The organism is Pricia sp. (genome assembly GCF_041745955.1).
Classification (GTDB): domain Bacteria; phylum Bacteroidota; class Bacteroidia; order Flavobacteriales; family Flavobacteriaceae; genus Pricia.
Window position 1 is genome coordinate 1 of the sequence record NZ_JBGTHY010000308.1, and the last position, 22,435, is coordinate 22,435.

At 46.5% G+C, this 22,435-nt stretch carries 18 protein-coding genes and 2 tRNA genes; 12 read left to right on the plus strand and 8 right to left on the minus strand.

Annotation, left to right across the window (positions count from 1 at the left end; translation table 11 throughout):
* Positions 1-172 precede the first annotated feature (172 nt).
* The 3 genes from proC to ACEW8S_RS11215 all read left to right on the plus strand — a co-directional run bounded on the left by proC (position 173) and on the right by ACEW8S_RS11215 (position 3,014).
* Positions 173-979, plus strand: coding sequence for a pyrroline-5-carboxylate reductase (proC, locus tag ACEW8S_RS11205; protein WP_373518242.1), 807 nt, complete (start codon positions 173-175; stop codon positions 977-979).
* A 1-nt stretch (position 980) separates the two neighbouring features.
* Positions 981-1,751: a glutamate 5-kinase gene (gene proB, locus ACEW8S_RS11210; protein WP_373518243.1), complete on the plus strand. Its 771-nt coding sequence runs from the start codon at positions 981-983 to the stop codon at positions 1,749-1,751.
* 63 nt (positions 1,752-1,814) lie between these two features.
* Positions 1,815-3,014 (plus strand): glutamate-5-semialdehyde dehydrogenase, encoded by a 1,200-nt coding sequence (locus ACEW8S_RS11215; protein WP_373518244.1) that lies wholly within the window; start codon positions 1,815-1,817, stop codon positions 3,012-3,014.
* A 102-nt stretch (positions 3,015-3,116) separates the two neighbouring features.
* Here ACEW8S_RS11215 and rpsT read toward each other — a convergent pair whose 3' ends face one another.
* The 4 genes from rpsT to proS all read right to left on the minus strand — a co-directional run bounded on the left by rpsT (position 3,117) and on the right by proS (position 5,311).
* On the minus strand, positions 3,117-3,368 hold the full coding sequence (gene rpsT / locus ACEW8S_RS11220; protein ID WP_373518245.1) for a 30S ribosomal protein S20: 252 nt from the start codon (positions 3,366-3,368) through the stop codon (positions 3,117-3,119).
* A gap of 105 nt (positions 3,369-3,473) precedes the next feature.
* A tRNA-Glu gene (locus ACEW8S_RS11225) sits at positions 3,474-3,545 on the minus strand.
* A gap of 73 nt (positions 3,546-3,618) precedes the next feature.
* Positions 3,619-3,690: transfer RNA gene (locus ACEW8S_RS11230), tRNA-Glu, on the minus strand.
* Positions 3,691-3,835: 145 nt separating this feature from the next.
* On the minus strand, positions 3,836-5,311 hold the full coding sequence (proS, locus tag ACEW8S_RS11235; protein ID WP_373518246.1) for a proline--tRNA ligase: 1,476 nt from the start codon (positions 5,309-5,311) through the stop codon (positions 3,836-3,838).
* 93 nt (positions 5,312-5,404) lie between these two features.
* Here proS and ACEW8S_RS11240 point away from each other — a divergent pair, with 93 nt between their 5' ends.
* The gene (locus ACEW8S_RS11240) at positions 5,405-6,754 is read left to right on the plus strand and encodes a hypothetical protein (RefSeq protein WP_373518247.1); all 1,350 of its coding nucleotides are present in this window, start codon (positions 5,405-5,407) and stop codon (positions 6,752-6,754) included.
* Positions 6,755-6,870: 116 nt separating this feature from the next.
* Complete coding sequence (locus ACEW8S_RS11245) at positions 6,871-8,388, plus strand: OmpP1/FadL family transporter (protein ID WP_373518248.1); 1,518 nt, start codon at positions 6,871-6,873, stop codon at positions 8,386-8,388.
* A gap of 106 nt (positions 8,389-8,494) precedes the next feature.
* Here the strand turns inward: ACEW8S_RS11245 and ACEW8S_RS11250 are convergent, their stop codons facing one another.
* Positions 8,495-9,931: a T9SS type B sorting domain-containing protein gene (locus ACEW8S_RS11250; protein WP_373518249.1), complete on the minus strand. Its 1,437-nt coding sequence runs from the start codon at positions 9,929-9,931 to the stop codon at positions 8,495-8,497.
* A gap of 132 nt (positions 9,932-10,063) precedes the next feature.
* Positions 10,064-11,863, minus strand: a complete 1,800-nt coding sequence (locus ACEW8S_RS11255) for a T9SS type B sorting domain-containing protein (protein WP_373518250.1) — start codon at positions 11,861-11,863, stop codon at positions 10,064-10,066.
* Between the two features lie 170 nt (positions 11,864-12,033).
* Between ACEW8S_RS11255 and folE the strand changes: the two genes are divergently transcribed.
* From folE to ACEW8S_RS11285, 6 genes are all read left to right on the plus strand, one after another.
* The gene (folE, locus tag ACEW8S_RS11260) at positions 12,034-12,714 is read left to right on the plus strand and encodes a GTP cyclohydrolase I FolE (RefSeq protein ID WP_373518259.1); all 681 of its coding nucleotides are present in this window, start codon (positions 12,034-12,036) and stop codon (positions 12,712-12,714) included.
* A 15-nt stretch (positions 12,715-12,729) separates the two neighbouring features.
* Positions 12,730-14,211 (plus strand): cysteine--tRNA ligase, encoded by a 1,482-nt coding sequence (gene cysS, locus ACEW8S_RS11265; RefSeq protein WP_373518251.1) that lies wholly within the window; start codon positions 12,730-12,732, stop codon positions 14,209-14,211.
* 19 nt (positions 14,212-14,230) lie between these two features.
* A complete protein-coding gene (gene yidD / locus ACEW8S_RS11270; RefSeq protein WP_373518252.1) occupies positions 14,231-14,452 on the plus strand; it encodes a membrane protein insertion efficiency factor YidD in 222 nt (73 codons plus the stop codon).
* A gap of 137 nt (positions 14,453-14,589) precedes the next feature.
* A complete protein-coding gene (lgt, locus tag ACEW8S_RS11275; RefSeq protein ID WP_373518253.1) occupies positions 14,590-15,555 on the plus strand; it encodes a prolipoprotein diacylglyceryl transferase in 966 nt (321 codons plus the stop codon).
* A 44-nt stretch (positions 15,556-15,599) separates the two neighbouring features.
* The gene (locus ACEW8S_RS11280; protein ID WP_373518254.1) at positions 15,600-16,109 is read left to right on the plus strand and encodes a GNAT family N-acetyltransferase; all 510 of its coding nucleotides are present in this window, start codon (positions 15,600-15,602) and stop codon (positions 16,107-16,109) included.
* 29 nt (positions 16,110-16,138) lie between these two features.
* A complete protein-coding gene (locus ACEW8S_RS11285) occupies positions 16,139-17,374 on the plus strand; it encodes an ATP-binding cassette domain-containing protein (protein WP_373518255.1) in 1,236 nt (411 codons plus the stop codon).
* A gap of 65 nt (positions 17,375-17,439) precedes the next feature.
* On the opposite strand, the gene secDF is transcribed toward ACEW8S_RS11285, so the two are convergent.
* On the minus strand, positions 17,440-20,430 hold the full coding sequence (gene secDF / locus ACEW8S_RS11290) for a protein translocase subunit SecDF (RefSeq protein ID WP_373518256.1): 2,991 nt from the start codon (positions 20,428-20,430) through the stop codon (positions 17,440-17,442).
* Between the two features lie 306 nt (positions 20,431-20,736).
* Entirely contained in the window at positions 20,737-21,663 is a 927-nt protein-coding gene (locus ACEW8S_RS11295; protein ID WP_373518257.1) for a malate dehydrogenase, read from the minus strand.
* A gap of 244 nt (positions 21,664-21,907) precedes the next feature.
* On the opposite strand from ACEW8S_RS11295, the gene ACEW8S_RS11300 reads away from it, so the two are divergent.
* On the plus strand, positions 21,908-22,282 hold the full coding sequence (locus tag ACEW8S_RS11300) for a lipocalin family protein (RefSeq protein ID WP_373518258.1): 375 nt from the start codon (positions 21,908-21,910) through the stop codon (positions 22,280-22,282).
* The last annotated feature ends 153 nt before the right edge of the window (positions 22,283-22,435 follow it).

Consider the following 22,435-nt stretch of genomic DNA (forward strand, 5'->3'; position numbering starts at 1 on the left):
AAATAAAGCGTATTCCCGCTTAACCACTTCCTTATAGGAGCTAAGAGCGCATTGGTTTCAAAATCATCCATTTCTACGAAGTAAACAGCAAACTTTATCCCATTTTCCGGACTTTCGTATGGTTATTGTACCATTAGGCGCGAAATATATAATGAAACCTAAAAAACTTAAAATGAAAGTATTAGTTATAGGAGCGGGCAATATGGGGTTGACCTATGCAGAGGCCATGTCGAGATCGAAACTGCTCAAGAAACGCAACGTGATGATTTTGGATAATTCCCCCGAAAAAATCCTATCCCTTGAAAAGATTTCCCATTTCGATGTTTTTAAGGATATGGAGGATTGCCTACCACAGGCCGATCTGGTTTTTATAGCCGTAAAACCCTATCATAGTGCAAATCTTTTTGCCAAAATGAAACCGCTGCTCAATCAGGGGCAAGTCATTATTTCTATTATGGCAGGTATCACCATAAAGACAATGAAGGAAGCCTTGGGCATCGACAAAGTGGTTCGCGCCATGCCCAATTTACCGGCTCAGGTCGGCAAAGGCATAACCTCTTATATGACCTCGGATGAAATTAGCCGTATTGAATTACTTACTGTTGAAAACCTGTTGGATACCACCGGGAAATCCATTCGCGTACAGTCCGAAAACTATATCGATGCCTCTACCGGAATTTCCGGAAGCGGACCGGCCTACGTTTTTTACTTTATGCACAGCATGATGGAAGCGGCCCTAAAAATGGGATTCTCTAAAATCGACTCCAAAGTACTGGTAAGCCAGACTTTCGAAGGTGCGGTCGAACTCTTTAACCAATCCGATCTCTCGCCCAATTCATGGATGGACAAAGTCGCCTCGAAAGGGGGCACCACTCGGGCGGCGTTAGACTCCATGGACGATAATAATGTAAAAGAATTGATTGAAGAAGCGGCCTATGCAGCATTCAACAGAGCCGTAGAATTAGGAAAAGAAATATAATATGTACAAGCAAAGAGTAGTTATCAAGGTCGGCACGAACGTAATGACCAATAGGGACAATCGCATTGTTCGCCCCATTTTAAAAAAATTGGTCAAACAGATTGCCGAACTCTACGAGAACGATATTATGGCCGTACTGGTTTCTTCAGGTTCCGTAATCGCCGGCATGGAGGTCATAGGTGATTGTCAAATTACGGACAAGACCATTCGTAGACAGGTATATTCGGCCACAGGTCAGCCCCGTATGATGCGGCTTTACTATAATATCTTCCGGGATTATGGAATGAAGTGTGCCCAGGTACTCGCCACAAAACGCGATTTCAATCCCGGGGTACACCGTGAAAATATGATCAATTGTTACGAGGGACTGATGTCTGAAGGAATCGTACCCATCGCCAATGAAGACGATGCGGTTTCGGTTACCAAATCGATGTTCTCGGATAACGACGAACTGGCGAGCTTGGTCGCAGAGCTCATACAAGCGGATAAATTCATAATCCTTACCGACATTGACGGCCTCTACACCGGTCACCCAGACGATGAGCATACCGAAGTAATAGAAAATGTCGGAGTCGATGAAAATGTGGAAAAATACGTGAAAGAGATTAAAAAAGGTGAGGCAGAAGGCCGTGGCGGAATGGGCTCAAAACTTAGTATTGCCAAGCAGACCGCTGCCAAAAACATTCCTACCTTTATTGCCAACGGAAAACGGGATAATATCATTCTCGATATCGTAGAAGGCAAACAGGTGGGTACGCGGATAATGGCGTAAGAAAATGACGAATGACGAATGATGGATGATGGAGTGTAACAAGTTTAAAAATTAGCAAGAGATATGAAATTACTAAATACTGAAATTAAAAATAAAGTACTGAAATCGATGATCTCGATTTTAGATGAAGATCGGAACAAAATAGTGGAAGCCAATACAAAGGATCGTGACCTTTTCGAAAAGGGCGATCAAGCACTTTATGACCGTCTTGTCGTTACCGACAAAAAAATCGACGGCATGATCGCATCGGTTAAAGAGGTGATGGGACAGGAAGATCCGGTCGGTAAATTAAAATCCGATCGGACCTTGGAAAACGGACTCGAAATAAAGAACAAGACCGCCCCGTTCGGTACCATCATGATTATCTACGAATCCCGGCCCGATGTTACTATCGAAGCCGCTGTGCTGGCTTTTAAGGCCAACAATAAAATACTTTTAAAAGGGGGAAAGGAAGCCTATCACAGTAACAAGATTCTCGAAGCCTGCTGGCATCGCGCCCTAAAGGAAAACGGATTGGATACGGACTGGATTCGACTGCTGATTATGGACCGGACAGAAACACAGGAATTCTTGAAAAATCCGCCTGAGAAACTGGACCTCATTGTACCGCGGGGCGGTGAACGGTTGATTGCTTTCGTAAAAGAACACGCGCAATGCGCCGTATTGGTGAGCGGACGGGGAAATAATTTTTTATATGTGGATAAAAATGCGGATTGGAAAAAAAGCTTGGAGGTCATCCTAAACGCCAAGACCCATAAAATATCGGCCTGTAATGCGTTGGACAAAATTTTGATCGACAGTGCTATTCCAGATTATCCCGAAAAACTAAAGGAATTGGATGCTTTTTTAACCAAAAACGGGGTGTCCATTTTGCTGGATGAACAAACAGGTGCAGTTTTAAAGAACAGATCCATCATTACCGATGAATCGGTATGGAAGGAAGAATTCTTGGCCATGAAATGCTGCATCGGCACCGTGGATGGTCTGGAGGATGCCATCGAAAAGATAAACACCTATTCCGGGGGACATTCGACAACCATTATGACGTCGGACAAAGATGCGGCCGTAAAATTCATGGAACAAGTCGATTCCGCCGCAGTTTATCACAATGCTTCCACCCGGTTTACCGACGGCGGTGCCATGGGTGTAGGCGCCGAACTTGCTATTAGCACCGACAAGTTGCATCATAGAGGCCCGTTGGGCCTCGAACAACTGGTCACCAATAAATATTATGTGTACGGCGATGGCCAAGTGAGGGTTTAATCTGGCGAAACTACGAAAGTAGTTCACCTTACCATAACTGAAAAAGCCCCAACGGAATTTATCCGATGGGGCTTTTTGATGTGTTGAAAATTATCCTTTCGACTATAAGGCCGCAATGTGCTTGGCCAACTTGCTCTTTAAGTTCGCCGCTTTGTTGGCGTGGATGATATTGCGTTTTGCCAGACGATCGATCATGCTGTAAACGCTTGGCAACAAGGCCGCCGCATTTTCTTTCTTCTCCTCCCCGCGCAATTTTTTGATTGCGTTACGCGTGGTTTTATGCTGATACCGGTTACGAAGACGTACCGCTTCGTTTCTTCTGATTCGCTTTAACGCCGACTTGTGATTTGCCATTTTTTTTAATAGTTAGTGCGTTACTAAGTTACTGCATCATCGGATTTTGAAATTAAAAACAATTAACTCATAATCCTTAATTCATAACCTTTAACTCATTTATAGTAGCCCGTAGGGGAATCGAACCCCTGTTACCAGGATGAAAACCTGGCGTCCTAACCCCTAGACGAACGGGCCTCTCGGCTAGTTATGAGTGCAGAGTTATGAGGTATCAAAAACTCTGAACTCTTAACTCTTAACTTGTTTCCAGTAGCCCGTAGGGGAATCGAACCCCTGTTACCAGGATGAAAACCTGGCGTCCTAACCCCTAGACGAACGGGCCAATCGAGGTACGAAGTTAGAAATACGAAGTGCTAGATAAAAAACAGTAGCCCGTACTTCATACTCCTAAGCTCGTACCTATAATTGCGGATGCAAAAATACAATTATTTTTTACTATCGCAAGACCTCTTAAATATTTTTCGGCATTAGTACGCCTTGGCGAACAGCACCCGTCTTTCCGATGGCTTTCCGGTGACCATACAACGGCCTACTTCCTGTTCGGCATCTATGGGAATGCATCGGATAGTGGCCTTGGTCTCATCCTTGATACGATTTTCGGTTTCGAGGGTACCGTCCCAATGCGCGGAAATGAATCCACCTTTTTCATCCAGTATTTTTTTGAATTCCTCGTAGGTATCCACCTGCGTAATATGGGTGTCCCTAAAATCAATCGCTTTTTTAAAGATGTTCGTTTGAATATCCTCTATCAAAAATTCGATTTTGGCAACTACCTCGTCCATTGGCACGACTTCCTTGGTCAGCGTATCCCTGCGGGCGACTTCGTACGTGCCATTTTCAAGATCACGTTCTCCGACGGCCAAACGTACAGGCACACCTTTTAGCTCATACTCGTTGAACTTGAATCCCGGCTTATGGGTATCCCTATTATCGAATTTTACTGAAATTCCCTTGGATCGGAGTTCTTTGACCAAGGGACTTATTTTTTCGGAAATGGCATCCAACTGATCCATTCCTTTATATATAGGTACGATAACGACTTGAATGGGGGCCAACTTAGGCGGCAGTACGAGCCCGTTATCATCGCTATGTGCCATTATCAGGGCACCCACTAGCCGTGTCGAAACGCCCCACGAAGTTGCCCAAACGTGTTCTTGCTTGCCTTCCTTTGTGGCAAATTTCACGTCGAAAGCCTTCGCGAAATTCTGGCCTAGAAAATGCGAGGTACCGGCTTGCAATGCCTTTCCGTCTTGCATCAGTCCCTCTATACAATAGGTTTCAATGGCCCCCGCGAAACGTTCGCTTTCCGTTTTTGTGCCTTTGATTACCGGCATGGCCATATGGTTCTCGGCAAAATCGGCGTACAGGTGCATGATTTTTTCGGCTTCTTCGATAGCTTCCGGTTCAGTGGCGTGTGCGGTGTGGCCCTCTTGCCAAAGAAATTCCGCAGTACGAAGAAACAGGCGCGTACGCATTTCCCAGCGCACGACGTTGGCCCATTGGTTGATCAACAGGGGCAGGTCGCGGTACGACTGTATCCATCTTCGATACGTATCCCAAATTATGGTTTCCGAAGTTGGCCTTACAATAAGTTCTTCCTCGAGTTTGGCGTCCGGATCAACGATAATACCGCTACCATCCTCCGCATTTTTCAGACGATAATGCGTGACTACCGCACATTCCTTGGCGAAACCGGCTACGTGACTGGCCTCTTTGCTCAAATAGGATTTTGGTATAAATAATGGAAAATAGGCATTTTCATGTCCCGTTTCCTTAAACATCCGATCCAATTCCGCCTGCATTTTCTCCCAGATGGCAAATCCGTAGGGCTTGATGACCATACAGCCCCTGACTCCGGAATTCTCGGCCAGATCGGCCCCGATCACCAGTTCGTTGTACCATTTGGAATAATCTTCGTTACGCTTCGTTAACCTTTTACCCATGTTTCGTAGTTTGGCATAAATCTTGCTCTTATTAACTAAAATAATTGGGTAAAACTACTTATTTTTACTAAGTTCAACAATAAAATTACCGCTATGATCTATTCCCTACCCGTTCCAAAAATCCGTATTGCGGCCCTTTCCGCCCTATCAGGTATCATATTGGCCTCCTGCGGATCATATCAATCCGCTTCCTATTACGATAATGACGGTATTTATTCCAATGACAATCAAGTCACTACGGAAGGGCCACAGCGAAAAGAAGCGAAAAAACAAGAACCCGCTAACGAGGCCTATACCAACTATTTCGGACGGCAGGCGGCCCAAACAAAAGAGGCGTTGGATGGTGAAATCTTCACCGATATCGACTCGTATAGTAGCGATGGCGAAATGGAAAACGACAGTGTGCCGCAAGGCCAGTTGACCGATTATTACGATAACAACAACGACTACGCAGGTTATGCCGGTTGGGGTGATAATACTACCAGTGTCAATATTAATGTAATCGACAACGGCTGGGGCGGCTTCGGCTTCGGTTCACCTTGGTTAATCAATGCGTACGGTTGGGGCGGTTACGGCTTCGGATGGGGAGGCGGCTATTACAATCCGTGGAGATATCGCTACAGCCCTTGGGGATGGGGTGGTGGAGGCTTCGGATGGGGCGGCTATGGCGGCTTCGGATGGGGAGGATATGCCGGATACGGATGGGGCGGTTACGGAACCTGGTGCCCACCATACGGGTATTACAATGGTTTCAACAACTACTATGGACAAAATTATGGACACCGGAATTATGCCTATAATTCCACCCGAAGAGGTTATAATCGCAACACCAACTCCATAACCGGAAACAATTCACGATATGCTTCAAATACCAGATCGAACGTGAATCGGAACAGATCAACGCCACGATATGATGCTGGTAGTTCTAGGTCAAGTACCAACAGAAGCTCGGCCGCGCGAAGCTCACGAAGCTATAGCGGTGATAGAAATAGCTCGGCCACATCAAGAAGAACCGTAGGCGTGGATAGAAACCAATCGTACCGTACCAGCAGAAGTACGCGGGCCACACCCAACTATAACCGTTCTTCAAGAAGTAGTCAATCGTATAGTGGCTCCTCACCGAGAAGCAGTACCGCCCGATCAACGACACCCAGAAGTTCAACGTATCGCAGCTCGGGCACCAGAACCCAGAGCAGTAGCGGCACCTACCGAAGTTCAAGTTCGCGAAGCGACCAATCGTACCGAAGTTCTTCGCCACGAAGTAGTGGCAACACCGGCTATCGATCATCAAGTAGCCGCAGTTCGAGCCCTAGTAGTAGCTACAGAAGCTCCGGAAGTAGTTCTAGAAGCTCGTCGGGCAACGTCGGAAGTTCAGGAAGTTCGTCCAGAAGCTCTAGCGGTGCTTCACGTGCTTCTTCATCGGGCGGAAGAAGAGGTAACTAGAACAAAAATCATCCGGCCGTTAGGAACCGAATTCCAAATTGGAATAGATGTTCGATGATAATTTCCTTGTTAAGCCCATAGAAACAAATCCAAAATTGATTTAAAAATTGCTTAGAATGAAAAGATTTTTGACTTTCATAGCGCTGTCCGCATGCGCCATTTCAAGTGCCCAGAACATCGATGATGTGCTTCGCTACAGCAACGAGAACCTGCAGGGCAGCGCCCGCTTTCAAGGTATGGGCGGTGCTTTCGGCGCCTTAGGGGGCGATTTATCGGCGTTGGGCGCCAATCCGGCCGGTAGTGCCGTATTCAACAATAGCCTTTTTACGTTTACGGGCACCTATTTCGACAGTAGGGCCGAAGCGGACTACCAAGGAACCCTAACCAACGGCAACTCGAATTCGCTGGACATCAATCAGGTGGGAGGCGCTTTGGTTTTTAAGTCCAAAGACCCGGATTCGAAATGGAAAAAAATATCCGCTGCCTTCAACTATGATATGGTTCAAAATTTCGACGACCGTATCAATGTAACGGGGCTTAGCAACGAGGGAATAGATACTTATTTCCTGAATTTTGCGGATGGCATCGCCACAGAGAATCTTCAAACACGGGACAATGAAACCTTGACCGATGCCTATTTGGACATTGGCGCCACCGATGGTCTTGGATACCCCGCGCAACAGGCGTTTCTTGGCTTTCAAGCGGGTATTATCGACCCTACAGATCCCGATGATCCGAATGAAACCACTTATATTTCAAATGCCGATTACAACGACCTTTCGCAGAACTTCCGTCAGACCGTTTCGGGACAAAACAGCAAGTTTACGGTAAATGCGGCCACACAATATGGCGAACATCTCCAGTTCGGTGCCTCATTGAACTTTCATAATGTGCTTTTTGATAGGTTGAACCGGTATCAAGAGGAGTATATCGACTCCAACTCGGAGGTACGCAGAACTATCCTTGAAAATTTGTTACGGACCGAAGGCAGCGGATTTTCGCTCGGTTTGGGAGCCATTGGAAAACTGAACGACTTTATCCGGGTAGGCGCAAGTTATCAATCGCCCACCTGGTATCGTTTGACCGATAATTTTGCGCAACGTATCAGTTCGAACTACCGGAACAGAAATTCCGAGATCGATGGTTCGCCTTTTTTAGGTACTACTATCTTTGACTATCAAATTAAGACACCCGGTAAATTGACCGGAAGTATTGCCGCAGTATTTGGCCAAAACGGGCTTCTAAGCTTCGACTATGGCTACCAAGACTTCTCGAACGCGGAGTTGCGCCCCTCTAGCGATGCTATTTTTGCCTCTGAGAACGCTTTTATTTCGGAGAGACTAGGCGCGGTATCTTCCTTTAGGGCCGGGGGCGAATACCGAATTGACAGGCTCAGCTTACGGGCCGGGTATCGCTACGAGCAAAGTCCGTATGAAGATGGAAACATCATCGGCGACCTCAACGGCATTTCCGGGGGTCTCGGCTTTAACTTCGGTGCAAGCCGATTGGATTTTGCCATCAATCGTACAGAGCAAGATGTTCTTCGTTATTTGGCCGAGACCGGAATCAATACACCTGCCCTTGTCAATAAAATCAATATGAACTATAGTTTGGGATATACCTTAAACTTCTAAAGGGAAATATCCATTCACTTTACCGCTTTACCTATCTACACTGTTCGCCAATCGTTTTTTGCGATAGGTGCAGCGTATCTTGATAGCCCATTGCGTTTGGCAAGAATCACCGCTTCAATGTAAAATGCGTCCGTGTCGATTTAGCGACCAACACTCCATCTTCTTGCCCGCCGTACTCCAATCGAAACCAATAATCGGAAGAAGGTAGCGGCGATCCGTTGAAGGTACCGTCCCAATCGGCGTTGATTCCTAACTGGGCCAATAACTTTCCGTATCTATCGAAAACGAATACCGAGGGATCATCCAAAGTCTCCATACCCCTAATATTCCATGTATCGTTGGCGCCGTCGCTGTTGGGGGTGAAAAATTTCGGATAACCGACAACCAAAAATTCCAGCGCGTCGGTGGTACCACATCTATTTTTATCATTGATAATGACCGTGTTGATTCCTGGCGGCACATCATTGAAAACAGGGTCATCCTGAAATCCACCACCGTTGACGGCATATTCGTAATCCCCATCACCATCCACAAAAATCTCGATATTGTTTCGATCTGGATTTAGGGTGAGGTTGGAATTTAAAAGCTCGACCCTGTCCAAAACGGGAATTCCATAGTAGGTAATCAGGATATCATCGGTTACCTGTCCAAAACTGGTAGTAATGTCAACAAAATAGCGACCGGAATTGGAACTGGTAACCACTATTTCAGTGGCTGAAGGGCCCGAACCCAGCGGCGCATCGATGGTACCATCGTCATCATGGTCGACGGACCAGGCAACATTCAGAATATCGGGGCCTGCGGGAGAATTAAGGGCACTCAGAGGAATATCGGGATCACCTTCACAAGCAACAATATCCAATCCTAAAAACTCGTCCCTCAAAGTACAATCCAAAGCAGTGTTCTGATCGGCATCCACCGAACTCCCGGTAAACGAGAGCATAAATTGTTCGGCCTCGTCATCGAAATTGGTATTGTAATTATTTATAAGGATGTAATACATCTCCCCCGGCAACACCTCCAACCAAGGGGCATATGTATTGTTGTTCCCTTCCGTAACATCATCCACAAAAACGCCGCCTTCCTGTCCGCTAACGGGATTCACCCCAATACCGGTAAAGTTGGTGTTGTTGACCTCGTAGTTACAGGCGGCCACAGGTGCCGTACCGTCACTGATAGCGGTACAATCGGGATCCGGACCAAAGACGATAAAATCCCATTCCGCGGTCGGGGTTCCCGAACCACCGACAGGCAAGGCTTCGATGTCAAAACCGACCTGCCCGCCCGTTCCGGCACGAAAAACGAACCATGATGCATTATTTTCTATGTTTGCGGAACTGACACTACCTTTCTCAAGACAATCGTATAAACGTATAACTTCCGGATCAAGATCGTCGATATCACCGCTACCATCGGCGTAGCCCATGATAGGCGCATCGGCACAAACAGGAATAGCGGTTCGGCAATCGGGGGAGTTTTGTGCCCGTATCCCTATACAAAACATCAGGAATAGGGCAAACAAGGCATAAGGGGCAGGTCGCATAAGAGTCGGGCTAAAAATGCTTTTATCTATAACTATTTAAGACCCTGTTTAGTATGTTTCAACGGGAGAAATTGACAGTTTATCGATGAAAGGGAGGAAGGGCGTTGGCCGTTGCGATAGGCAGTGGGACGATTACCGCTTCAACGAAAAGTGGTTATTGATATACTTGGCCGTCACGGTCTGGCCGCTATCATCGGTATAGGTAAGTCTAAACCAATAATCGGATTCGGGAAGGAGTCTTCCCCCGAACGTGCCGGCCCAATCAAAAGTGTTTCCGTCAAGCATGGCCATTAATTTTCCATACCGATCGAAAATCGATATCGATGGGTCCTCTAAAAGATCTAAGCCTGAAATGGTCCATATATCGTTCGAACCGTCATTGTTGGGCGTAAAAAATTTAGGAAAGCCTATAACTACGATTTCCTCGGTTGCGGCACCACAGCCCCGTGGGTCGTTAACTGTCACAGAGTGCCTGCCGGGTAGAACGTCGTAAAATTTATTGCCGTTTTGATACTCCCCATCGTCCAATCGGTACTCAAGGGCGTCTGGTCCATCGGCCATCACCGTTATCGTGTTGTTGTTGCTCAAATCTTCGATTTCGATGTCGTTAATCTTTGGGGGTAGCGATACGCTCACGGTAATTGTTCGCGAATCGCTACAACTAAGTCCGCCTTGCGTGTTGGTTACCGTTACCGTGTGGCTGCCCGCTTCGGTTACCTCAATAATAGGTGATGTTTCCCCGGAATCCCATCGATAGGTGTAGCTGGCATTCGGATTTTCCGAACCCAGGAATATGCCCATATTGGCTTCACAGAGATAGGCTTCCTCGGGGAAATCAAGTACCGGCGTTTCCAAATTGATCAATTGAAAATTTTGGGACACGTCAAAACATCCCGGATTATCAATGGAACCGACCCGCACATAGATCGTTTGTGAACCGGCTTGGGAAGGATACTGCTTGGGCAATACGTTCACCCCGTTGGTCGCGTCGGCCAAGGATGCATAATAGCTGACCATAAACCGGGTCGAATCTTGGCTTCCAAGAATTACAGCATCTTTTTGGGAAAAATCCACAACATCCAGATGGGTACATGAGGCTTCATCATCTACCGCGTAAGCGATGGGCATTTCCGAAAAGGCCACCTGTTGATCGCTGACAATAGTGCTTGAGGGCCGGATGACCTCGACCCTGTAATTTGCGGAGACATCGGCTTGAAGTGTCGATTCAAGCGCACCCATAATTAATTGGAATCCGTTCCCCACATCCTTGAACCAGGTATATTGCAAAGCGTCAGAAATGGCCGCATTTAAAATCACTACATCGTTTTCACAGGCCGATCGCGGCGGACCCAGAAGGTTGTCGACAATCGAACAGTCCAGCGCATCATAGGGATTGGTCACAAAAATGTTTCCTGAATACTGAATTGAAAATCCGGAGTTGACATTACTGAAATTATTGATGAACAGGTAATATTCCTCTCCGGGCGCGACCTGCAACCAGTCTTCGTACTCCACATTGCGTATATTACCTGTGGGATCTTCGCCAACCCCGATAAAGGCATTGGCTTCATTATCATCGAAAAAATTACAGCGTACCGGGTCCCCCAAACTGTCGCAATCGTCCGTTTTGTAAAGGGCAAAATCCCAATCTTCGTTGGTATCGACCCCGATGTTAAATCCCAATTCTCCCGAAGCGCCCGTTCGAAAACGGTACCATGCGGAATTCGATTCGATAGTGCCGTCGAGGGTCTCTTCCAAGCATCCACTTTCGAGCGCGCCGTTGAAATCGTCCATACCGAATCCGTTCGTTCCTCCGTTTGTCGGGGTGTCATTACAAATGGGAATGGCATAGCCACAATCGGAGGCGACTTGGGCCTGGGCCACCATCCCGAGAAAAAATAGGGGAAAGAAAATTCCTAAAAAACGGTTCATACGCAGATACGCTTTGGGCAGCGTAAAAATAATCCCCCTTTTCGCTTAACACCAATTTATGTTGTGTAACGGCGCTTAGGGGGCATAAAGTGCCATATTATGTATATCTTTGCATCCGTTTTACAGCTGGTAAGATTCTAATTTTAAAAAGGCTTTAGTTTAGGATGCGTATGAAAATAGACAACGCTTTGGAAAAGCAATATGAAGCAATGGGCGACGACCATGCCTCGGCATCGGAAGAAACCCCCTTACGCGAGGATGCCTTTGAATTAGATGATTCCGTAAAAATAGAACGTATTCGCGGTAATATCCGGGAAATCATGTTGACCTTGGGCCTTGATCTTAACGATGACAGCTTAAAAGGTACACCGGACCGAGTCGCCAAAATGTTTGTCAAAGAAATTTTCGGGGGATTGCATCCCGATAGAAAACCAAAATCCTCCACATTTGCCAACAAATATAAATATGGTGAGATGTTGGTGGAAAAGAATATCACCCTCTACTCCACCTGCGAGCACCACTTGTTGCCGATAGTTGGCAAGGCGCATATCGCCTACATTTCGAACGGTACCGTTGTGGGACTATCCAAAATGAACCGTATCGTCGATTATTTCGCAAAACGCCCACAGGTACAGGAACGCTTGAACATTCAGATCGTGCGCGAGCTTCAAAAAGTTTTGGGTACCGATGATGTGGCCTGTGTCATCGATGCCAAGCACCTTTGCGTCAATTCAAGGGGTATTCGCGATATTGAAAGCAGTACCGTAACCGCGGAATACGGCGGGAAATTCAAAAATGAGGATGTACGCCGGGAGTTTTTGGATTATATTAATTTGGATACCAATTTCTAAACCTCTTTGCCCCATATGCAATCTTACCAAAACCCATCCATAAGAATCCATAATTCCCTTTCCGGCAAAAAAGAAGTTTTCGAAGCCTTGAACGAAGGCCATATCGGGATGTACGTTTGTGGCCCTACGGTCTATAGCAATGTGCATCTCGGCAACTGCCGCACTTTTATGTCCTTCGACATGATTTTTCGGTATTTCAAGCATTTGGGATACAAAGTACGCTACGTACGCAATATTACTGACGCCGGACACATGGTAGACGACGCTGAGGATGGGGAGGATAAAATTGCCAAGAAAGCACGCTTGGAACAACTGGAGCCGATGGAAGTGGTACAGCGCTATACCCTCGATTTTCATAATACGCTGGAAAAATTCAATCTCTTGCCCCCTAGTATCGAACCGACCGCAACGGGACATATCATTGAACAGATCGAGATTATCAAAGAAATCTTTGAAAAGGGATATGCCTACGAGGCTAACGGCTCGGTATATTTCGATGTGGCCAAGTTTAACAAGACCCATGAATACGGAAAACTAAGCGGTAGGAAACTGGAAGATATGATCGCCAATACCCGCGAGCTCACCGCCCAGGACGATAAGAAAAGTCCACAGGACTTCGCCCTTTGGAAAAAAGCGGAACCCCAGCATATCATGCGCTGGCCCTCGCCTTGGGGCGATGGTTTCCCCGGATGGCATTTGGAGTGTACCGTGATGAGCACTAAATATCTCGGGCAGACCTTCGACATACATGGCGGGGGAATGGACCTAAAATTCCCGCATCACGAATGTGAGATCGCCCAGGCGGAAGCCAGTTACGGCCACTCACCGGTCCGCTATTGGATGCATGCCAATATGCTGACGATGAACGGAAAGAAAATGGCCAAGTCCACCGGTAATAATATTTTGCCCGGAGAGATTTTTACCGGGGAAAATGACTTGCTCAGCAAGCCGTTTTCGCCATCGGTAGTCCGCTTTTTTATGCTGCAGGCCCATTATGCGAGTATTCTTGATCTTAGCGAAGACGCACTTCTAGCCTCCGAAAAAGGCTTTGCCAAATTAATGGAAGCTTTCGCTGCACTTGATGGCCTGAAAACCGGCAACCAAAGTGATTTCGATGTTAAAGCATGGGAGCAACACTGCTACGATGCCATGAACGACGATTTCAACACGCCGATTCTCATCGCCCATCTTTTTGAGGCCGTACGCCATATCAACCTGATCAAGGAAGGCAAGGAAAGCATAACCTCAAAGGACAAGGAGGCCCTGCAACTGACCATAAACAACTTTGTTTTCGAGGTACTCGGCCTTGAGCAAAAAGCGGGAAATGCCGCCGATACCGAAAAACTTTCCGGCGTGGTCGAAATGCTGATCCGATTCCGGAAAGAAGCCCGTGAGAACAAAGATTTCGCCACCTCCGATAAAATCCGCGATCAATTGGCGGAACTGGGCATTCAGCTGAAAGATGGTAAGGAGGGGACGACTTTTAGTGTGAACTGACCCCAACGAACCCGCAACAATGAAAAAAATCCTGATAGCCCCTTTCGTTCTGCTGATCCGGTTCTATCAGGTCGCCATTTCCCCCTACACGCCCGCTACCTGCCGCTACTCCCCTACTTGCTCAAAATACACCTTGGAAGCCCTAAATAAACATGGTCTTTTTAAAGGCGGGTGGCTCTCTTTGAAAAGGATACTCAGTTGTAACCCGTGGGGCGGCGATGGTTATGATCCGGTGCCCTGAAAAAGTTCAGGTTCAAGCGCAAGTTCAAACTCAAATCCAATACCCAACCTCCACTACCCCTATCAAAAACAACAATCAGAAAAATCACGAACCCCAAACCCATTTTTGTATCTTAGCCGCTTCAAAAACAGAACCACATGTATTTCTTGGGAATTATTTGGAATCCGAACGAAACGCTTTTTACGCTCGGCCCGATACAGATCAAATATTATAACCTCTTATGGATCGTAGCCTTTGCGCTGGGCTGGTTTATTATGAAAAGGATTTTCCTGAACGAAAAGAAGACCGTTGAACAGCTAGATTCCCTTTTTATCTATACGGTGCTTGGCACTATGCTCGGCGCACGCTTGGGCCATGTCTTTTTTTACGATTGGCCGTATTATCAAAACCATTTACTGGAAATTTTGCTGCCCATTCGCGAAAGTGCCGATGGAGCGCTGTTCGGGTTTATCAACGGCTATGAGTTCACTGGCTTTACCGGCCTGGCAAGCCATGGGGCGATTATCGGCATCATGATCAGCGTATATCTGTATACTAGAAAGCATGAGGGCTTTACGATGCTCTGGTTGTTTGACCGTATGACGATTCCCTGTGCTATCGGTGCATTCTGCGTCCGGTTAGGGAATTTCTTCAACTCTGAAATCAACGGAAAGGTAACCGATACTTCTTCTGCTTTTGCCGTAAAGTTTATTCGGGATTCCGATGATATGCATCCCGCAAAAGCTTTGGCCATTACTAAAGAAAAAACGGTAAACGCCGCTTATGATGCAATAGAAAATAATCCGCAGTTTTCGCAATATTTGGAGGAGATTCCCTATCGGCATCCGACGCAGTTATATGAAGGCATCGCCTATATTTTTGTATTCATTATCCTGTATTTTCTCTATTGGAAGACCGACAAAAAGAATAATCGGGGATTTCTCTTCGGCCTGTTTTTAGTTTTGCTGTGGACTATCCGCTTCTTCGTAGAATTCGTCAAGAAAAGCCAAGGCGGTTTCGAAGAATCACTAGGCCTTTTGTCAACCGGGCAATGGTTGAGCATTCCGTTTATCTTGATCGGACTTTACCTTATGTTCAAATCGGGGAAGAAAGTCGATGGTTAACGGGTATCGGTTGCCGGTATCAATATTCAACCTTTTCTAAACTCATGAACCTACTGCTAGCCGGCGAAGAAACCGAACGTTTGCTATTCAGAAAAGTGAGCCCATCAGACTTCAATGATTGGCTACCCTTTCATCAAGACCCTAGAAGTTCACAATTTTGGGAAGGATTGCCCAAAGACCCTGAAACCGCCTGCCAACAGCAATTTGCAAGGATTTTCGAACGCTACGAAAAAAATTGGGGCGGCATGAACGCCTTGATCCTAAAAACAAGCGGGAATCTTATCGGTTTATGCGGATTGTTGGTGCAGACCGTCGATGGTATTGGCGAATTGGAAATAGGCTACTCCATCTTGCCTCACTATTGGCAAAAAGGATTCGCCACGGAGGCCGCTAAAAAATGTAAGGTATTTGCTTTTGAAAACGGACTGGCAAGGTCGCTGATCTCCATCATTCAGGTTGACAACCTACCTTCCCAAAAAGTGGCTTTGAACAATGGGATGTTTTTGATAAGACGACGACCTATTGCGATAATCCAGTACATATTTTCAGGATAAAGTATAAATTAGTATCATAAGCATCCCTAATGAAAATAGAACACTGGGCCATTTTTCTTGACAATACCTCGAACAAAGACTACCTCATCGATTTGCTTTTACAGGGACATCCACCGAAAAAATTTCAAGCGTTTCAAGGTGCCAAGGGTTCCCTGTTTTCGAAAATTGCCATTAAGCGTTTTATCGACGAAGAAGACCGCCACGGCACTAAAATATTGACTTTAGATACCGAGCAATCCTTACAATCAATGTCCAGTGGCGAACAGAAAAAAGCCCTGCTCAAGCATATCCTATCCTCGGATTGCGAATTTATCGTTTTGGACAACCCCTTCGACAATCTCGACACCGATACCCAGACGGAACTCAAAATACAGCTAGCAAGGGTATCCAAAAAAATATCCATGGTGCAACTTGTGAGCAGAAAATCCGACGTTCTGCCCTTCATTCCTAAATTTGCCCAGCTCGCAGTAGAAATTTTGACAGGTATCGAGGGCGACAAAGTGCCCTCTTCTTCGCAGGTCATAGGGAAGTTTGAAGAAGAGATCCCCCCACCTTTGCATCCCATGGAATTTGATGCGGCTATCTTGATAGAACTCAAAGGAGTCCATGTTTCCTATGGAAACAGACCCATATTGAAGGCTATCGATTGGACGATAGCAAAGGGGGATTTTTGGGAACTCCGAGGAAAAAATGGAAGCGGAAAAACGACCATCCTCTCGATGATAACGGGCGAAAATCCGAAAGGCTACGGACAGGAACTCTATATTTTTGGCCGTAAAAAAGGCAGTGGCGAAAGTGTTTGGGACATCAAAAAAAAGATAGGGTATTTCACGCCCTCGATGACCGATAAGTTTACCGGCTACCATTCGGTCGAGCACATGATCATATCCGGACTTAACGATTCTATTGGGCTTTACATTCAGCCGACCGAAGTACAATTGAGACTCGCCAAAGCGTGGTTACAACTGATAGGCCTATGGCAAATCAAGGATAGGCTCTATCACGACCTCTCGATGGGGCAAAAGCGCTTGGTCATGTGTGCCAGGGCCATGATCAAACATCCGCCCCTACTCATCTTGGACGAGCCCACCGCCGGTCTCGACGATGAAAGCGCGGCACTCTTCGTAACCTTGGTCAACAAATTCGCCAAGGAAAGTGAGACCACTACCATTTTTGTATCCCACCGAAAAGAACCGGGACTCGAACCCGACCATATCTATCAACTGGAAATGACCGAAGCAGGATCCATAGGTCGGAGATTGTAGGGAAGGATATTTCATTTCTTGGAGACCTCATATATTTTTGAAAACTTATGAGGTCTTTGCTGAAACTAAGCCTTAATTGTGTCCGCAGATTTAGTTTTCTTAACGACCCCAATCCTGGTCGCGGTCTTCAAGGTGTCATACATCACCGGGGTAGCAATAAACAAAGAAGAATAGGTGCCTACAATAATTCCTACGATCATAGCGAACATAAAGCCGCGCAGTGATTCGCCACCGAAAACGAATATGGCCAAAAGCACCACCAAGGTGGTCAATGAGGTATTCAAGGTTCGGCTCAACGTACTGTTCAAGGCCAGATTGGTATTTTCGCCATCACGCCATCCCTTTTCGGCTACAATCTCACGAATACGGTCGAAAACGACCACGGTATCGTTCAACGAATATCCGATAACGGTCAGTATCGCCGCAATAAAGGCTTGATCGATTTCCATGTTAAAGGGCATTACCGTTCCGAACAAAGAGAAGATACCAAGTACGATAACCACATCATGAAAAACCGCTACTACCGCACCAAGGGAAAATTGCCACTTTCTAAAACGCAGCAATATATAAAGGAATACCACGGCTAAAGAACCGATAATGGCCAAAAACGCATTGTTCTTTATGTCATCAGCAATCGTAGGTCCCACTTTTACCGCTTGTAGGATACCAATCGACTTTCCACTGCCCCCTACTTTGAAATCCTGTAAGCTGGTGCCATCGGGCAAATATTTTTGTAGCGCATCAAAAAGTTTGGATTGAATTTCATTATCCACTTCAATACCTTCCACATCGACCTTATACGGAGTAGTGATCTTTATCTGGTTCGCATCGCCAAACGTCTTTACGTTGGTGCCGCTACCGAAGACCTCGTTCAGTTCGGAAGCGATTTCAGAGGGGTTCACTATTTTCTCGAAACGCACTTGGTAAGAACGGCCTCCTACAAAGTCCACACCTTCCTGCAACCCATTGGTCACCAACGAGAATACTGCAATGGCCAACATGATCAGCGAGAATACATAGGCAATCTTTCTTTTACCCAAGAAGTTGATATTCACGTTCTTGAACAGGTTTTTGGTAATGGCCGTAGAAAAATCCAATCGTCTTGATTTTCCACCGATATACCAATCCACCAGCAAACGTGTGATAAAAATGGCGGTAAACAATGAAGTAACGATACCTACAAGTAAGGTGGTCGCAAAACCCTTGATGGGCCCCGACCCGAATACGAAAAGAATTATCGCGGTCAGTCCCGTCGTGATGTTGGCATCCAAAATGGATGAAAGCGCATTGCTGAAACCGTCGGCGACCGCTTGGGATTTTCCTTTGCCCTTGGCCAGCTCCTCTTTGATCCGTTCAAAGATAAGTACGTTGGCATCCACAGACATACCAATGGTCAATACGATACCGGCAATACCGGGCAGGGTGAGCACTGCACCCAAGCTGGTCAATACCCCGAATATCAAAAGGATGTTGAATAGTAGGGCAATATCGGCAAAGATACCGGCCTTACCGTAATAAAAGATCATCCAAAGCAATACGAAAATCATGGCAATGGCAAATGACATAAATCCGCTATCGATGGCTTCCTGCCCCAGCGACGGGCCTACAACTTCCGACTGTATAATATCTGCCGAAGCGGGTAATTTACCGGCACGCAATACGTTGGCGATATCTTTGGTCTCGTTGACCGTGAAAGTACCTGTTATTTCCGTTCTACCGCCGGAAATGGCGCCCCTTGCGCCCGGTGCGGTATAGACTTTATTGTCCAACACAATGGCAATACCGGTTTGATTATTGAAAGAATCGCCGGTGAGCTTTTCCCACTCTTTAGCGCCGCGGGTATTCATGGCCATGGTAACGATAGGGCTTCCATTTAGGAATTCGTCCCTGGCATCGCTCACCACGTCCCCGCCCATACGGGGGGTACCTTCCCTATTCGATTTCAAGGCAAACAGCGCGGCAACCTCGGAACCCTCGGAAGGCCTTTCCCATAGAAATTTTACGAATTGTAGGTTTGCCGGAAGTAATCTACGGATCTCCTTTTTCCTTAGCAATGCACCCACCGCTGCTGTATCTTGCACTGCCGAAAGACCCACGGCATAGCTTCCGGTCTGGCCGAGCTGAAATTTGTCGAAAAGCGGGTTCTGTCCCGTAGCGATATCCAGGGAATCCTGCGATACATCCGACAAAAGGGAATCAAGTTCGGATTCCTGCTTGACAGGCTTTTGTTCCGTGGCGGTCGTATCGACCATTGATTTCAACTTTTCGTTGGCCTGAAAAAAGAAGGCCTGCAGCTCTTGGTTGTCGGGCTGATACGTTTCCCAGAACTCCAGTTCCGCCGTACTTGAAAGTAGGTCCTGTGCACGGGCGATATCCCGGGCACCGGGCAGTTCTACCAAAATTCGGCCTGAATTCCCTTCGCGCTGTATATTGGGCTGGGTCACCCCAAAGCCGTCGATACGCTCGCGCAATACCTCAAAAGCGGATACTACGGATTCATCGATCTTTCTTCGGATGATAGGCTTCACCTCTTCATCGCCCATCTGAAAATTGATCTCGTCGCTCAGGCTTTTGTTGGCAAAAATATCGGGAGACGCCAATTTGCTATCGCCCTTGATTTTGTCCCACGCCTCGAAGAACAGTTCTACGTACGTATCATCACTATTTTTGGAAGCGGCATCGGCATCGGCCAAAGCCTTGTTGAAAACCGGATTTTTAGAGCCGTTGGCCAATCCCTTTAAAATATCCTTTACCGAAATCTGCAGGGTAACGTTGATACCCCCTTTAAGGTCAAGGCCTTTGTTGAGCTCCTTTTTCTTGGCCTCGTTGTAGTTCGTGAACCCGAAAACGGTCTGATCGCCGATGGAGTCCAAATACTGGGTCTCCAGTTCTTGGCGCTTGGATACATAATCTTCCTCACTTTCGGGAACGCTGTTAATGGCGTAGGTTTCGGCATCGCTTTCAAACTTGTTGCCGATAAACGTGTAGGATAATTGGTAGATGCTCACCAGCCCGAACAAGAGGGCGAAAAGCTTGATAAGTCCTTTATTTTGCATTGGTTGTGTAAATTTGTGGGTGCTTTTTCTTACAGCGTGCAAATATATGGATTTTCCTAACGGATTGGGCAATATATTTGGGAGTTATTGCAATGGAAAAATGATAGGCCGCTGCGTTTCGACAAGAGCGGTGACCCCCCCCTATTAAAACCTCGGTTTGTGTCCGGCACATGGAAATTACGTAGACTAAACGGGAATAACAACGGTTAAAAATGAAAACATCCGCAGAGAATTGCTTCTATTGCGGATGTTATTTTAGAAAGATGTTGGCTTTAAAGGGCATTAACTTTAAAGGATGGTATCTTGTCAAAACTCCAGCAGTCCGTTGGTTTTTTTAACACCTTCGGCACTTTCCTGCATTTTGGACTTTTCGGTATCGCTAAGCGGGATATTGACTATTTTTTCGATACCGCCGCGACCCAAGATTACGGGTACGCCGATACAGATGTCGTCGAGATCGTATTCACCTTCCACCAGGGTGGAACAGGGAAACATTTTCTTTTGGTCGCAGGCAATGGCCTGTACCAAAGCGGATACCGCGGCACCGGGCGCATACCAGGCACTGGTGCCCAATAGCTTGGTCAGGGTTGCCCCGCCTACTTTGGTATCTTCGGCCACTTGCTGCAAACGGTCTTCCGATAAAAATTCCGATACCTTAATACTATTACGTGTCGCATGCGAGGTTAGCGGCACCATACCCGTGTCGCTATGGCCGCCAATGACCATGCCATCTATATCGGAAATCGGGGCTTCCATGGCTTCCGCCAACCGGTATTTGAAACGGGCACTATCAAGAGCGCCGCCCATTCCGATAATCTTGTTTTTCGGAAGCCCGGTCGTCTTATGGACCAAATACGTCATCGTATCCATGGGATTGCTTACTACGATTATCGTGACGTCCGGGGAATGCTTTACGAGATTCGAGGAGACCGTCTTTACGATGCCCGCATTGATACCGATCAATTCTTCTCGGGTCATGCCCGGTTTTCTGGGGATGCCAGAGGTGATAACGGCAATCATACTACCGGCCGTTTTGGAATAGTCGTCGGTAACGCCCGTTATCTTGGTATCGAACCCGTTCAAGGATGCGGTCTGCATCAGGTCCATCGCCTTGCCCTCGGCGTAGCCTTCCTTGATATCCAACAAAACGACCTCGGCCGCAAAATTCTTGATGGCAATGTACTCCGCGCAACTTGCGCCTACGGCTCCTGCCCCTACTACGGTTACTTTCATGTGTGTGATTTTTTTACGATAGCCTCAAAAATAAACAATCCCAATTAAAAAATCCGATGAAATACCTATAAAAGCGTTTTAGAATTTTAGGAAATATCCGATGAATTACATCACTTGTTAAAAGAATTAGCCGTTCAACGAAGAATGGACAAATTTACGAACCGTACATCGAATTTTAGCAATAGCGAACGGCTGTCCGGCGTTCTTTTCATATGAACGCCCGAATCACCAAAAAACCTACACAGTGAAAAAGCTATTTTCCTTTCTGGCCATTCTCGGAATAATTTTGGCCAGTAACTGTTCCCGAATTCCCGAAAACAACAATCCCGTAATCGGAATTTGGTCCGTTGTCGAAGTAACGGAAGCCACAGAGACGGCTAAAAAACAGACCCTTCGCCAAGAATGGATCTTTAACGACGCCTATTTGGGCCGGTACCATCAAAAAAACAATGGCAGTATCACCTTTAAAACGGATTTTCGGTGGACGTATGAAGACGATGTCTATACCTTAACCTACCCCGGCACCGACATGTCAGCCGAAATTGTATCCATGCTGAATGAGGAGGATGCAACGAAGCTTGCCGACGCCGCAGGTAATATCATGGCCACCAGAGAATAAAATTTCTTTACACAGGACTCTAGTCAAGTTCTACATTTCAAATACGCTAAGAGCCGTGGTCATTTTGACTGCGGCTTTTTAAATCTTATCTTTTGAAAGTAAACGACTTGCCTCAATTACACATCAATTACACATCAATATTCGCATACTTGG